The sequence below is a fragment of the Bordetella sp. genome (assembly GCF_051960075.1).
Lineage (GTDB): Bacteria > Pseudomonadota > Gammaproteobacteria > Burkholderiales > Burkholderiaceae_B > Bordetella.
The window spans coordinates 28,885-42,926 of the sequence record NZ_JBQCER010000048.1; the positions used below are offsets into that span (position 1 = coordinate 28,885).

Genomic DNA, 14,042 nt, shown 5'->3' on the forward strand with positions numbered 1-14,042 from the left:
AAGAGCTTTTGGTGGAGCGGAGGAGGATCGAACTCCCGACCTTCGCATTGCGAACGCGACGCTCTCCCAGCTGAGCTACCGCCCCAAAGCAAGACCGCAACTATACCGTATTTTTCGCGCCTCGGCGCGCGATCGCTTCTCCCGCCTTGTCGGCCGACACCCGGGGGGCCGTGCACAGGCGCCGGGCCGCACTGCGGTAGCCGGTGTTGCATTATGATGCGGCGCTTGAAATAAAGCGCGCCCTAGGAGACCCGACCTCGTCAGGTAATGGTATTGTCAGGGGCGGAACCATTCGCCTGTCTGCTGTTACATGTCAAGATCCGCCACTTCGCAATGGTCCGCGCCGTCATGGGCCGACACTCAAGCCGACCAATCGGTTGCCGGTTCGACGGCGGGCGAGCCGATGCAATGCAACGAAACCGACACGGCGCGCGAGCAATGGCTGGCGCTTGCCGTCGCAGGCAGCGGCACGGGCATCTGGGACCGCAATGTCGTCACCGGAGAGATCCGCTACTCCGCAGGCTGGAAAGCCATCCTCGGCTATGACGACGACGAGCTGACGACGCGCATCGAAGACGCCTATGAGCGCCTGCATCCCGACGACCGGGACTATGTGCAGGCGGCGATGCGGGATCATTTCGAGGGCCGCACCGAGAGCTACGAGGTCGAGCACCGCATCCGCTGCAAGGACGGCCGCTACAAGTGGATATGCAGCCGCGGCAAGGTGACCAGCCGCGACAGCGAGGGGCGCGCCTTGCGCATGGTGGGCACGACCACGGACATCACGTCGATACGGGAAATGGCCGAACGGCTGCGCGAAACGGTCGGACTGATCACCAATCTCACCAACGAAGTGCCGGGCCTGGTGTTCCAGTGCAGCCGCCAGCCGGACGGCCGCATGGCGTTTCCCTACGTGAGCGCAGGCATTGCGGACATCTACGAGCTGGCGCCAGAGACGGTCGCGCGCAATGCGGCATGCATCGAGGCCTTGGTCCATCCGGAGGACCTGGAGACCTATCGCGCCTCGTTCGTGCAATCGGCCGCCAGCCTCGCGCCATGGCATCTCGAGTACCGAGTCTGCCTGCCCAAGCAGGGGTTGCGCTGGCGCCAGGGGGATGCGAAACCGCAGCGCCTGCCCGATGGCTCCACGGTATGGCACGGGTTCATTACCGACATCACCGAGCGCAAGCGCATCGAGTCCGAGCTGCAAGAGCTGGCAACGACGGACGGGCTTACCCGGCTGCCGAATCGCCGCCATTTCATGAGTTGCCTCGAGGCGCATTTCGCCTATCTGCGCCGCACCAACGGCTTGCCCGCCGCGGTCCTGATGTTCGATCTGGACAATTTCAAGGCCATCAACGACCGATGGGGGCATGCGGTAGGCGACGAGGCCCTGCGCCATTTCGCCGGCATTTTGCAGATGGAGCTCAGGACCGCCGATATGGCGGGACGCCTGGGCGGCGAGGAGTTCGCCGTGCTGCTGACGCTCGCCGATGCGGCCGGCGCGTGCTTGGTGGGGCAGCGCATTCAGCGCCGCCTGGCGTCCCAGTTGCTGTCGCACGGGCGGGAGACGATTCCGCTGACAGTGAGCATCGGCGTCACAGAGTTGCGCATGGACGACGCCGACTCCGAGGCCGCGCTGTCGCGCAGCGACCAGGCTCTCTACTGCGCGAAGAAGAACGGGCGCAATCGCATCGAGTGCGCCTGAACGGCATGCGCCCGGGGCGCCTCAATACCCGGTCGCGACCGCGAACGCCAACACCGCCGAAGACAGCAGCAGCAGGATCACGAAAAGCGGCAGAATGAAGCGCAGCCATTCGCCGAATCCGACGCGCGCGGTCGCGAGATAGGCCAGCAGCATGCCGGAGGTCGGCGTGACCATGTTCGTCAGGCCGCCGCCCAGCACGAAGGCCAGCACGGAGGTCTGGCCGGTGACGCCGGAGAGCTGCGCGATCGGCCCGATGATGGGCATGCTGACCGCGGCCTTGCCCGACACCGACGGAATGAATACGTCGAGCAGCATTTCCACGGCCATGAGGCCGTTGGCTACCCAGGCGGGCGAATGACCGTTGGCCAGCTTCGTGAAGTCGTTGATGATGGTGTCCAGCACCAGGCTGTTGTGCAGAATCTGCTCGATCGAGGCTGCCAGGCCGATCAGCAGGCCGGCCAGCACCATGCTCTTCATGCCGTCGACGAAAGCATCGCTGGCGCTGCGCGAGTCGAGCCCACCCAGAAGCGCGGTCACGATGGCGATGGCCGCGTAAAAGGCGGAGAGCTCGATGTTGCCCCACTTCAATTCGCGTGTGCCGAACACGAGCGCCGCGACGGCGAAGGCCAGCACGGCCAGCGTCGCTTTGTGGCGCGGCGAGAGCGGCTGGGACGCCGGCAGCGCACCTGCGATATCCACGCGTCGATAGCCGGTGTGCCGCACATGAAACAGCAGATAGGCGATGCCGATCGCGAGAAAGACGACGAATACCGCCAGCCGCAAGCCGATGCCGCTGAAAAGCGGCACGCCGACCAGCGGCTGGGCGACGGCGAGCGCCAGCGGGTTGGTGACCGAGGCGACATAGCCGATCTTGGCTGCGATGGCGACCAGCGCGATGGCAAAAAGATTGGACAGGCCCAGGCGCTGCGCCAGCAGCACGACCATGGGGATGATGACCAGGTATTCGGAGATGAAGCCCAGCAGCGTGCTGCCTAGTCCGATCAGGATCATGAGCATCGGCGCGAGCACGTAGACGTTTCCTGAGGTGAGCTGAAGGAGCCGGTCGACGCCGGCATCGACGACGCCGGTGCGGCGCATGACGCCGAACATGCCGCCCACGAACATCACCATGACGATGAGCGGCGCGTTCTTGACGAGGCCGCCGGGTATGGCGACGAACACCGAAACCAGGCTCGCGGGCGCGGCATGTTGCGGGGTGCTGCGCGTCACGGTCGGGGCGAAGAGCGTAGCCATGTCGTGGCTCTTGGGCACGACCTGATACGTGCCGGGCACCACGAGTTTGCCGTGGCGCTCGAACTGCCCCGAATCGACGAACCAGGTCATGGCAAGCGCGGCGATGAGCACCCAGAGCATCATCACGACGGGGTGCAGCATCTTGCCGTGCGGCGCGTTTTCGCGTTGGGATGAGAGCGGGGCAGCGAGCATGGGAGTCGGGTCCTGGGGAGGGGTTTTACGAACAGGTAGGCTAGGAGAGAGGCTCAACCACCGGGCCGCGCGACGCCGCCGGCATAGCCCAGTTCGGCGGAGATGGCGTCGGCGCAGGCTTGCAGGCGTTTGAGGTAATCGGGGATTTCCTTGCGTCCGATGCGCATTTCGGGGCCGGAAATCGCCACCGCGGCGATGGTGTCGCCGGACATGTCCCGCACCGGAATGGAGATCGCAACGGCGCCCGGCGTAATGTCGCCCTGGCTGACGGCATGCCCTTTGCGCGCGATGGCGCCGAGCGCTTTAGCGACGACGGCCGGGTCTGCCGCCTGAGGCTTGCGCGCGGCGTGGGCCAGGTATTCGGCGCGCACGGCTTCGGGCGCAAACGCCAGCAGGACTTTGCCCGACGCGCCGCTGTTGAGCGGTCTGCGGTTGCCGACGGCGCCGACGGCCCGCACCGGATGCGAGGTTTCGCAGCGCGCGACGCAGACTGTTTCCAGGCCTTCGCGCACGCGCAGAACGACGGTTTCGTCGATGGCCTGGTTGAGCGCAAGCATATGGCGCGACGCGGTTCGCACCAGCGTGTTCTGCTGCGCCGCGGCCACGCCCACCACGAAAGCCTGCGGGCCCAGCGCGTAGGTGGCGCTGCGGACGTCCTGCACGACATAACGGTGCGCTTCGAGCGTGCACAGCATGCGGTAGGCGCGCGACTTGTTGATGCCGATCTGCTCGGACAGTTCGGTCACGCCCAGCCCGGGATGTTCGGCGACGTGGCTCAGCAGCTTGAGCGCATAGTCGACGGCATCGACGATGTAGGTCATGGCCGGCCTCGCACGGCGCGCAACTGCGCTTGCACATAGGCCGCGAGGGCGTCGGCAAAACCGTCCAGGTCGCGCTTGAGCGCTTCGCAGCCCTGGTTTTTGACGAAGTGCTTTTCGTCCATGTAAAGCGCGCGGTTGAGTTCGATCTGGATGCTGTTGCGGCCGCGCGCGGGGTCGCTGATGGCGCGCAGCAGGTCGCCGCCCTGGTAGGGCTCGTTCACCAGCACGCGGTATCCTGCAGCGGTGAAGTGGTCGGCGACCCATTGCGTGAACGCCGGGTCGGAGCAGGTTCCGCGTCGATCGCTCACCACCAGATCGGGGCGCATCCGGCCCGCGTCGACGTTCATGGCGTTGCCGCGCGATTTCATCGAATGGCAGTTCACGTGCCAGAGCGCGCCGTGCCGCGCCCAGGCCGATTCGCCGGCCTGGGCGAGCGCGGCGCGATAGGGCAGATAGCAGGCGTCGATACGCCGCCGCACCTCGGCGATCGACAGTTTGCGGTCGTAAAGCGGGATGCCGGGCAGTGCATAGCGTCGGATCAGCCCCATGCCGCGCTGCGTGTACGGCTGTGGCGCGAGCGGCTCGGGCCAGGGTTCGTCCAGCAGTTCGGCGTCGATGTCGGTGACGGCGCGGTTCGGATCGATATAGGCGCGCGGGAAATGCGCGCTGAGCAGGAAGCCGCCGCGCGCCGGCACGCCGGACCACAGTTCGTCGACGAAGGCATCCCAGGTGCTGAGGATGGCGTCGCGCGGTGCGATCGTGCCGAAGTCGTCGGGCAGTTCGATGCCGCTGTGAGGCGAGTCGAACACGATGGGAAGCGGTTCGGCCGTCGGCACTGCCAGGGTGTACGGCGTCCTAGGCACGGGGGAATCTGCGCGGGGCATGAAGCAGGTGTCTTCTTTGTTTTAACTAATAAAACAGTGTTTTATATTTAGATTGAAGCGTAAGGCGATTTTGACCAAAAGATGATCAGGGTTTTCCCTTTATTTGTTGCCGCGGCATCGTAGCGCGGGTGGGGAGCCGGGTAAACGCTAGCCCTGGAATATTGACGCGGATTCCGTATCCGCTTAACCTGATTTAATCAGCATACTGATTATTTTAGAGGCCCGGCCGACATGACTTTCACCTACGCAGCCCATCTTTCGGATTTGATCGAAGATGAACCTCTGGCGGTTCGGCTGGGCGACGAGCAGATCGCGCTGTACCGGCTCGGCGGCGAGGTTTACGCCACCCACAATGTCTGCACGCACCAGTTCGCTCTGCTGAGCGACGGCTATATGGAAGACGGATGCATCGAATGCCCGCTGCATCAGGGCAAGTTCGACATCAAGACCGGCGCCGCCCTGTGCGCGCCGGTCACTCAGGCCATACGCGTCTATCCGGTCAAGGTGGAAGACGACCGGATCCTGGTCGATCTCTGACCGGCGTTTCGCCATGACGCAGGAAACCTTTTTGATCGTCGGCGCGGGCCAGGCCGGCGGGCAGGCGGCCCAGGCCTTGCGCGAGAACGGCTTTGGCGGCCGCATCGTGCTCGTGGGCGACGAGGCATGGCGCCCCTATGAGCGTCCGCCTTTGTCCAAGGACGTGCTCCTGGCCTCGAGCGACGACGACTGCTTCAAGGGGTGGCTGCACGAGGCGAGGTTCTACGCCGCGTCCGCCGTGGAATTGCGCCGCGGCGCCGTCGCGCGGCTGGATACCGCCAAGCGCCTGGCCGTCCTGACGGACGGCCAGGCGCTGCCTTACGACAAATGCCTGCTGGCCACCGGCGGCCGCGCCCGTCAGATCGATCAGGCGCCTTGCGGCGCGCGCATCGTCAGTCTGCGCACGCTCGACGACGCGATGCGCCTGCGCGGCCTGATCGCCTGCAGCCGATCGGTCGCGGTCGTCGGCGGCGGCTTTCTCGGCCTCGAATTCGCCGCCAGCGCGAACAGGCGCGGCTTGCAGGTAACGGTGTTCGAGCAGGCGGCGCGTTTGTTGCCTCGCGCGTTGCCGGCCGCCGTTGCGCAAAAGCTGCGAAGCAAGCACGAGGCGCAAGGCGTGCGCATCGCGCTCGATGCGGGCGCGCTGCAGATCGAAGCGGGCGAAACCGATGTCGTGATCGCCGGCAAGGACGAAGGCGCGGCGTCGTTCGACTTCTGCGTGGTTGCGGTGGGTCAGATACCCAACGATGCCGTGGCGCGCGCCTCGGGTATCGAGACAGGCAACGGCATCGTGGTGGACCGGTATTGCCGCACCTCCGACCCGCATGTCTACGCGGCGGGCGACTGCGCCTGCTTTCCGTTCGGCGAGGCGGGGCAACCCCTCAGGCTGGAGTCGTGGCAGAACGCGCAGCAGCAGGCCATCGCTGCCGCCAGGAACATGCTGGGTCAGTGCTGCGCCTATCGTCCCACCCCGTGGTTCTGGACCGATCAGTACGACTGGAACATCCAGATGCTCGGCCTGCTGGATGCGGGCATCGACCGCTGGATCGAGCGTCCCGCCGCGGACGACAAATCGATGCTGATCGGCTTGCGCGGCAATGTCGTGGTCTATGCGGTGGCCGTCAACCAGGGCGGCGACCTGCGCGCGATCAAGCGCCTGGTGGAGCAGGCCGTGCCGGTGGATCCGCAGCAGCTTGCCGACACGAGCGTCAAATTGCGACAGATCGAGCGCCAGGCCGGCGCCTGCGGCATTGACACACCCTATTGAGAAATCCACGGAGACTCCTGTGTATTCGAACGAAGCAATCATCGGCAGTACGACGCTGGCGTCCAAGAACGCGCCCATCGAGTCGCTGGCCTGGCCTCAGGAGGGCCTGCATGCCGTTCCCGACTGGGTCTACACCAACGAATCGGTGTACGCGCTCGAGGTCGAACGCATCTTTCACGGACGCACCTGGAACTTCGTCGCGCTCGAGGCCGAAGTCCCCAACGCCGGCGACTACAAGCGGTCTTATGTCGGGCCGACCCCGGTGGTCGTGTCGCGCGCCGAAGACGGCTCCATTCATGTGTTCGAGAACCGCTGCGCGCACCGCGGCGCCGAGTTCTGCCGCCACAGCCGCGGCAACAACAAAGAGTTCGTCTGCCCGTATCACCAGTGGTCGTACGATCTGAAGGGGAACCTGCAGGGCATACCCTTCAAGCGCGGCGTCAACAAGTTGGGCGGCATGCCCAGGGACTTTCGCAATGAAGAGCACGGCCTGCGCAAGCTGGCCGTGGCAACTCGCAACGGCGTGGTGTTCGCCTCGTTCGCGCACGACATGGAGCCGCTCGAAGACTACCTGACGCCGGAGATTCTCAAGGATTTCGACGCTGTGTTTTCGGGCAAGAAGCTGCGCATCCTCGGCTTCTACAAGAACGAGCTGCCGTGCAACTGGAAGATGTATCACGAGAATCTGAAGGATCCCTACCACGCGACGCTGCTGCACTCGTTCCTGGTGGTGTTCGGGTTGCTGGTAGCGGGCAACCGCTCGGCCATGGTGGCCGACAGCAGGTACGGCGTCCACGGCACGATGGCGTCGGCCAAGAGCGACACGCTCTACGCGCAGATCGACGAGGACAAAAAGAAAGAGATGCGGTCTTTCCATGACGGCATGACGCTGCGCGACGAGCGCTTTCTCGATTTCGTCAAGGAATTCGACTCGGAGTGGTCGGTGACCATGCAGACGATCTGGCCTAACCTGGTCGTGCAGCGCGAGATGAACACGCTGGGCGTGCGACATATCGTGCCCAATGGCCCGAACAGCATGATCATGCTGTGGACCATGTTCGGCTACGAAGACGATACGGACGACATGGTGCGACACCGCCTGCGCCAGGGCAATCTGATGGGGCCCTCGGGTTTTCTCGGCCTGGAAGACAACGAAGCGATGAAGTTCGTCCAGGAAGGCGTGCGCCGTTCGGTCACCGACCGCAGCGTTCTCAAGCTGGACGGCGACAAGATAGGCACTGCGGACAATCTGATATCGGAAGCCGCGATACGCGCCATGTACAAACATTATCGCGAAGTGATGGGGTTCTAGATGCTGCCAGGATTTGAAAAGAAAGCGCTCGCTCCCGCCGCGGCGCTGGCCGCCCGCATGGCAGTCGAAGATTTTCACGCCGAGTACTGCGCCGCTCTGGACGGGGGCGACCTGGAGCGCTGGCCGGATTTTTTCACCGAAGACTGCCTGTACCGCGTGACCGAGTTCGAAAACGCGGCGCACGGGCTGCCGGTGGGCCTGGTCTATGCGGAAGGCCGCAACATGCTGCACGACCGGGCGGTGGCCATCGCGCGCACGCAGATGTTCGCGCCGCGCCAGATTCTGCATTTCGTCTCCAATGTGCGTATTCTCGATGTCGGCGCTGACGAAATCGTCGCGCAGAGCAATTACCTGCTGCTGCAGACGCTGGTCGAAGGCGCGACCACGCTGCATCAGGCCGGGCGTCTTTTCGACCGATTCGTGCGCCAGGGCGACAGCCTTTTGCTGAAGGAGCGCCAGGCGATCTACGACACCGCGATGATCGCGAACGACCTGGTTTATCCGGTCTGATCCGCACGGGGCGAACGGTTTCAACGGAATAGGGCAGGAGAGCGCTGGATCATGAGCGAACACGTCGAACAACCGACGGAAGACGGCGGGGTCGGCGCCCGCGTCAGGCGCCGCGAAGACGAGCGGCATCTGCACGGCAAAGGCCGCTTCGTCGCCGACTACAGCTTTCCCGATCTGCAGGAGGTCGCTTTTCTGCGCAGTCCTCTCGCGCACGCGCGCATCCTGCGCATCGGCAAGCCGCAGCGCTATGCCGACAGCGTCGTCACGCGCGCCGACATGCACGATGCGAGCGATATCGTCGCCGATTCGAGCCTGCCCACATACAAACCCTCGTCGCATCCGCCGTTGGCATCGGAAAAAGTGCGTTTCGTCGGCGAGCCGGTGGCCATGTGCTTCGCCAAGACGCGCGCGCAGGCCGAAGACATCGCCGAAGAAATCGAACTGGATCTGGACGAACTGCCGGCTTTCGCCAATGCCTATGCGGCACGCGAGCGCACCGACGTGCGTGTGCACGACCACTGGACCGACAATCTGTTCCTGGATCTCACCGCGGACGTCGATTTCGAGGCACGCGCCAAGGACGCCCCGGTCGTGGTCAGGCAGAAGGTCGATCTGGCGCGGCAGTGCATGGTGCCCATGGAAGGCAAGGCGGTGCTGGCGTATTGGGATCACCCTCAGTCCCAGCTCGTGGTCATCACGTCGACGCAAGTGCCGCACATGATCCGCACGGTGCTGGCCGAGTGCCTGGGCATCGAACACGCGCAGGTGCGGGTGATCTCGCCGGACGTGGGCGGGGCCTTCGGCTACAAGTGCGTGCTGCAGCAGGAAGAGCTGTGCATCGCGTGGCTCGCGCTGACCTACAAGCGGCCGTTCCGCTTTATCGAGGATCGTCGCGAACACCTGATCGCCGGCGCGAACACGCGCCAGCATCACTACGAATTGACCGCTTACGCCGACAAGACCGGCCGGCTGTTGGCGCTGGACGCCAGGCTGCTGATCGATGGGGGCGCCTATTCGGCCTGGCCCTTCACCATAGGCCTGGAGACCGGGCAGGCGCTGGGCAATTTGCCCGGCCCCTACGACTTCCGGGGCTACCGCTGCCGCACGCAATGCGCCGCGACCAACAAGCCGGGCTTTCTGCCTTATCGCGGCGTGGCGCGCACGGGCGTGTGCTTCGCTATCGAACTGACTATGGATGCGATCGCGCGCGCGGTCGGCCGGGAAGCCTGGGAGGTGCGTCACGACAACCTGGTGCGCGGCGCCGACATGCCCTACACCAACGTGGTCAAGAAGCACTACGACAGCGGCGATTTTCAGGAAAGCCTGCGCCGCGCGGTGGAAAAGCTGGATTTGCCCAAATGGCGCGCGCGCCAGCGGGCCGGCGAGCAAGACGGCAGGCTCGTGGGCGTGGGCTTCGCCACCTTTACCGAGCAGTCCGCGCACGGCACGGCGGTGTTCGCCTCCTGGGGCCTGCCGGTGGTGCCGGGCTACGACCTGGCCACGGTACGCGTCACCGCCGACGGCGGCCTGGAACTGCGCGCCGGCATCCACTCGCACGGGCAGGGCATGGAGACCACGCTCGCGCAGATCGCCAATGAGGTGCTGGGCGTGCCCGTCGCGAAGATAAAGGTCGTGCATGGCGACACTGCGCTGACCCCGTACTCGACGGGCACTTATGCTTCGCGCAGCATCGTGATGGCCGGCGGCGCGGTCGCCGTGACCTGCCGCGAGCTCATTCCGCGCATCGTCAAGATCGGCGCGCATCTGCTCAAGGAAGACGAAAGCGCCGTGCGTTTCGAGAAGGGCGAGGTCGTGGGCGCCACGGGGCGTGTCGCGCTCGGGCAGATCGCCGACGCCTGGTATCTGCATCCGGACCGCCTGCCGGCGGGCGTGAACCTGGCCGGACTCGAAGCGACGCAAGGCTTCAAGCCCAAGGTCGACACGGGCGCGTTCAGCTATGCGACGCATGCGGCGGCGGTGGCGGTGGATCCGCAAACGGGCCACGTCGAGATTCTCGATTACGTCATCGTGGAAGACTGCGGCCGCATGATCAACCCCATGGTGGTCGAAGGGCAGACCATCGGCGGCACGGCCCAGGGCATCGGCACGGCTTTCTACGAAGAAACGCTGTACGACGACAACGCCCAGCCGCTGACGTCGACCCTGGCCGACTACATGCTGCCCGGCCCGACCGAACTGGTGAATATCCGGATCGACCACATGGAAACCCCTTCGCCGTACACGGAGTTCGGCGCCAAAGGCGTTGGCGAAGGCGGCGCCATCGCGCCGCCTGCGGCCTTGTTCAATGCGGTCAACGATGCGCTCAGGCCGCTGAATGCCATTGTTTCCGAAACACCGCTCACGCCCAGGCGGCTGCTGGCGGCCATCGACGCGGCGCGTGCAGATGTCGGCGCCGCGGCGGGGAACGCGAACTGCGAGGTGGCGCAATGAAGGCAGCCGCATTCGACTACGTGAGAGGCGCCACGCTGCCCGAGGCGCTCGAAGCCCTGCGGGATGGCGGCGCGGGCGCCAAGCCCATTTCCGGCAGCCAGTCGCTGGGGCCCATGCTCAATCTGCGGCTTGCAAGGCCTGCCCGGGTGGTGGATCTATCGCGCCTGGACGATCTGCGCGGCGTGTCGGAGACGCACGACGGCATCCGGGTCGGCGCCGCCGTGACGCACGCCGACATCGAAGACGGCAGGCACGAGCCGCTGCGTCATGCCTTTCTGCGGCACGTCGCTTCCGGCATAGCCTATCGGGCGGTGCGCAACCGCGGAACCCTGGGCGGCAGCCTGGCTCATGCGGACCCTGCTGCCGACTGGCCGTTGGCGTTGACAGCCCTGGATGCGCGCTTGGAGCTGGCCCGCGCCGGTTCGTCGCGCGTCGTGCGGGTCGGCGAATTCATGCTAGGCGCGTTCACGACCCGACTCGAGGAAGGCGAGATCATCGCCGCCGTGCTGCTGCCCAGGCTGGGCCATACGCTGCGCTGGGGTTACTACAAGCTGTGCCGCAAGACCGGCGAATTCGCGCATGCCAGCGCGGCGGCTGCCTTCGATGCGCGCACCGGGCTGGCCAGGATCGTGTTGGGGGCGCTGGACGGGCCGCCAGCGGCGCTCGACGGGCTGGCGCGGGACGTTGCGCAAGGCGGTGCCGCGGCGGCCACGCCGCAGGCGATCCAGTCCGCGGTGGCGGGCGCCATGCCCGAAGCCGACAGCATCGACCGGAGGATGCACGCCGCCGCCCTGGAGCGCTGCCTCGCCCAAGTGTTCGAAAACTGAAGACCACACGCCTACGACGGGACTTTCCCCCATGCCAGCCATCGAACTGAACATCAATGATCGCCCCGTGCGCGCGGACGTGGAGCCGCGCGTGCACCTGGGCGATTTTCTGCGCGATGCGCAGCATCTGACCGGGACGCACCTGGGCTGCGAGCACGGCGTATGCGGCGCATGCACGGTGCTGCTCGACGGCGAGCCGATCCGGTCCTGCATCACTTTCGCCGCAGCCTGCGACAGGCGGCAGGTGCGCACCATCGAAGGCTTCGACGACGACGAGCTGATGCGGCGGCTGCGCCGGTCTTTTTCCTTGCATCATGGATTGCAATGCGGCTATTGCACGCCCGGCATGCTCATCACCGCGCGCGACATCGTGCTGCGCTTTCCCGACGCCGACGAAGCGCGCATCCGCCTCGAGCTGTCGGGAAACCTCTGCCGCTGCACGGGATATGTGGGCATCGTCAATGCGATCAAGGCGGTGCTGCAGGACCTGCAAGCGCATCCGCTGGCCTTGACGCCCACGATGCCTGCGGTCAGCGCCGCGGCGGGCGAGGCCGTGCTCAAGCGGGCCGAGCCCTTCGAGACGTTCACGGCGGCCAATGCCTCGTCATTTACCCCGAACGCCGCGCCGCCGATGTCCGCCGCCGACAGCGCGGCCGAGGATCGGCCGGCCGCCCAGCGCAAGGGCTGGACGGCCATCGAAGACAGTTTCGTCGTGCCCTTCGCCCCGGATCGGGTCTGGGCTTTCATGGGCGATCTGTCGTCGGTCGCGGCCTGTCTGCCGGGCGCGCAGCTCAGCGAGAACGACGGCGACACCGTCAAGGGCATGATCGCCGTCAAGTTCGGTCCCATGTCGGCCAACTTCGCCGGCGCGGCGCGGCTCGAGCGCGACGAGTCCGCCCGCCGGGCCGTGATGCGCGGAGCCGGACAGGACAACATCAGCCGTTCGCGCGCCAACGGCGACGTGACTTATGCGCTGACCGCCGAAGACCAGGGCAGGCAGACGCGCGTGACCGTGACGCTCGAATACATGCTGCAGGGGCCTCTGGCGCAGTTCTCGCGCTCGGGCCTGGTGAAAGACTTCATACGGCGCATGATCGCCGATTTCGGCGCGCACATCGCGGCCCGGCTCGCGGGCGCCGAAGCGCCCGGGCCGGCGTCGGTCAAATTCAATGCCGGCGGCCTGGTCTGGCGCATCATCCGGGACCGGGTTCGGCGGCTGTTCGGCAAAGGCGAGTAGGGCCTGCGGGCAGGCCCCAACCCATATCTGAGGAGTGGCAATGAGCAGCAGCAACGAACGGCGCATACGCAAGATCGCCCTGGAAGAGCATTTCACCACGCCGGGCTTCCAGAGTTACTCGAAGAGTTTCACGCAGCATATTCCGCCGCAAGTGCTGCAAGACCCGGCGGCGCGCCTGACCGACTTCGACGGACAGCGCATCGAGGAGATGGATAAGGCAGGCATCGACTACACCATTCTTTCGCAGACCGGGCCGAGCGTGCAGGGCGAAGCCGACCCGCAGCGGGCGATTGCGCGCGCGCAGGAAAGCAACGATTTTCTGGCGCAGCAGATCGCGCGCCACCCTACGCGTTTCGGCGGCTTCGCCACCTTGCCCATGCATACGGCGCAGGCGGCTTCGCGCGAGTTGACGCGCGCGGTGAAGGAGCTGGGCTTCAAGGGCGCGCTCGTCAACGGCCACACGCTGGGCACGTATTACGACGACCGGGCTTACGACCCGTTCTGGGCCACGATGCAGGAGCTGGACGTGCCGCTCTATCTGCATCCGGTCGACGCCTTCGTTTCGCCCCGGGTGCTCGACGGTCATCCGGAATTGACGGGCGCGACCTGGGGCTGGGGCGTCGAGACGGGCAGCCATGCCTTGCGGCTGCTGTTCGGCGGCGTGTTCGACCGGTTCCCCAGGCTCAAGGTCATTCTGGGGCATATGGGCGAGGGGCTGCCTTATCTGCGCTGGCGCTTCGACAGCCGATTCGCCGTGTATCCGCACGGCGTCACGCTGCAAAAGGCACCTTCGGCCTACATCGGCACCAACATCGTCATCACCACGTCGGGCGTGTGCTCGGCGCCCGCGCTGATGGGCGCGATCGGCGAGATGGGGCCGCAGGCGGTGATGTTCTCCGTCGACTACCCCTACGAATCCACGGCGATCGCGGCCGATTTCATCGAGGCTGCGCCGCTGGACGACACGGTCCGGCACCTCGTCTGCCACGGCAACGCCGAGCGGCTTTTCCGGCTCTGACGCCTCGGCGCCCTGTCAGGGCGG

12 protein-coding genes and 1 tRNA gene are annotated in these 14,042 nt (G+C 65.8%); 9 read left to right on the plus strand and 4 right to left on the minus strand.

From position 1 onward, the window contains the following. Positions 1-9: 9 nt before the first annotated feature. Positions 10-85: transfer RNA gene (locus ACTHJ1_RS06250), tRNA-Ala, on the minus strand. Between the two features lie 318 nt (positions 86-403). Here ACTHJ1_RS06250 and ACTHJ1_RS06255 point away from each other — a divergent pair. Next, positions 404-1,708 (plus strand): sensor domain-containing diguanylate cyclase, encoded by a 1,305-nt coding sequence (locus ACTHJ1_RS06255; RefSeq protein ID WP_440189306.1) that lies wholly within the window; start codon positions 404-406, stop codon positions 1,706-1,708. Positions 1,709-1,729: 21 nt separating this feature from the next. On the opposite strand, the gene ACTHJ1_RS06260 is transcribed toward ACTHJ1_RS06255, so the two are convergent. Genes ACTHJ1_RS06260 through ACTHJ1_RS06270 form a run of 3 tightly spaced genes read right to left on the minus strand, consistent with a single transcriptional unit; the run spans position 1,730 to position 4,859 of the window. After that, positions 1,730-3,154: an SLC13 family permease gene (locus ACTHJ1_RS06260; RefSeq protein WP_440189309.1), complete on the minus strand. Its 1,425-nt coding sequence runs from the start codon at positions 3,152-3,154 to the stop codon at positions 1,730-1,732. A gap of 53 nt (positions 3,155-3,207) precedes the next feature. Beyond that, on the minus strand, positions 3,208-3,975 hold the full coding sequence (locus ACTHJ1_RS06265; protein WP_440189312.1) for an IclR family transcriptional regulator: 768 nt from the start codon (positions 3,973-3,975) through the stop codon (positions 3,208-3,210). Continuing rightward, on the minus strand, positions 3,972-4,859 hold the full coding sequence (locus ACTHJ1_RS06270) for an N-formylglutamate amidohydrolase (protein ID WP_440189315.1): 888 nt from the start codon (positions 4,857-4,859) through the stop codon (positions 3,972-3,974). The genes ACTHJ1_RS06265 and ACTHJ1_RS06270 overlap by 4 nt, the downstream gene beginning before the upstream one ends. A gap of 231 nt (positions 4,860-5,090) precedes the next feature. Here ACTHJ1_RS06270 and ACTHJ1_RS06275 point away from each other — a divergent pair, with 231 nt between their 5' ends. From ACTHJ1_RS06275 to ACTHJ1_RS06310, 8 genes are read left to right on the plus strand one after another with little or no spacing between them, the layout of a single operon-like run. Further along, complete coding sequence (locus ACTHJ1_RS06275) at positions 5,091-5,396, plus strand: non-heme iron oxygenase ferredoxin subunit (protein WP_440189318.1); 306 nt, start codon at positions 5,091-5,093, stop codon at positions 5,394-5,396. Positions 5,397-5,409: 13 nt separating this feature from the next. Continuing rightward, positions 5,410-6,663 carry an NAD(P)/FAD-dependent oxidoreductase gene (locus tag ACTHJ1_RS06280; protein WP_440189321.1) on the plus strand — a complete coding sequence of 418 codons (1,254 nt, stop codon included), beginning with the start codon at positions 5,410-5,412 and terminating at the stop codon, positions 6,661-6,663. A gap of 19 nt (positions 6,664-6,682) precedes the next feature. Further along, positions 6,683-7,975, plus strand: a complete 1,293-nt coding sequence (locus ACTHJ1_RS06285) for an aromatic ring-hydroxylating dioxygenase subunit alpha (protein WP_440189324.1) — start codon at positions 6,683-6,685, stop codon at positions 7,973-7,975. Continuing rightward, positions 7,976-8,485, plus strand: coding sequence for an aromatic-ring-hydroxylating dioxygenase subunit beta (locus ACTHJ1_RS06290; protein ID WP_440189327.1), 510 nt, complete (start codon positions 7,976-7,978; stop codon positions 8,483-8,485). It begins immediately after the preceding gene. 51 nt (positions 8,486-8,536) lie between these two features. Beyond that, positions 8,537-10,936 carry a xanthine dehydrogenase family protein molybdopterin-binding subunit gene (locus ACTHJ1_RS06295; protein ID WP_440189330.1) on the plus strand — a complete coding sequence of 800 codons (2,400 nt, stop codon included), beginning with the start codon at positions 8,537-8,539 and terminating at the stop codon, positions 10,934-10,936. Further along, positions 10,933-11,763: an FAD binding domain-containing protein gene (locus ACTHJ1_RS06300; RefSeq protein WP_440189333.1), complete on the plus strand. Its 831-nt coding sequence runs from the start codon at positions 10,933-10,935 to the stop codon at positions 11,761-11,763. The genes ACTHJ1_RS06295 and ACTHJ1_RS06300 overlap by 4 nt, the downstream gene beginning before the upstream one ends. Positions 11,764-11,794: 31 nt before the next feature. Continuing rightward, complete coding sequence (locus tag ACTHJ1_RS06305) at positions 11,795-13,000, plus strand: xanthine dehydrogenase family Fe-S subunit (protein WP_440189336.1); 1,206 nt, start codon at positions 11,795-11,797, stop codon at positions 12,998-13,000. Between the two features lie 40 nt (positions 13,001-13,040). Next, complete coding sequence (locus ACTHJ1_RS06310; protein ID WP_440189339.1) at positions 13,041-14,018, plus strand: amidohydrolase family protein; 978 nt, start codon at positions 13,041-13,043, stop codon at positions 14,016-14,018. Positions 14,019-14,042: the final 24 nt, after the last annotated feature.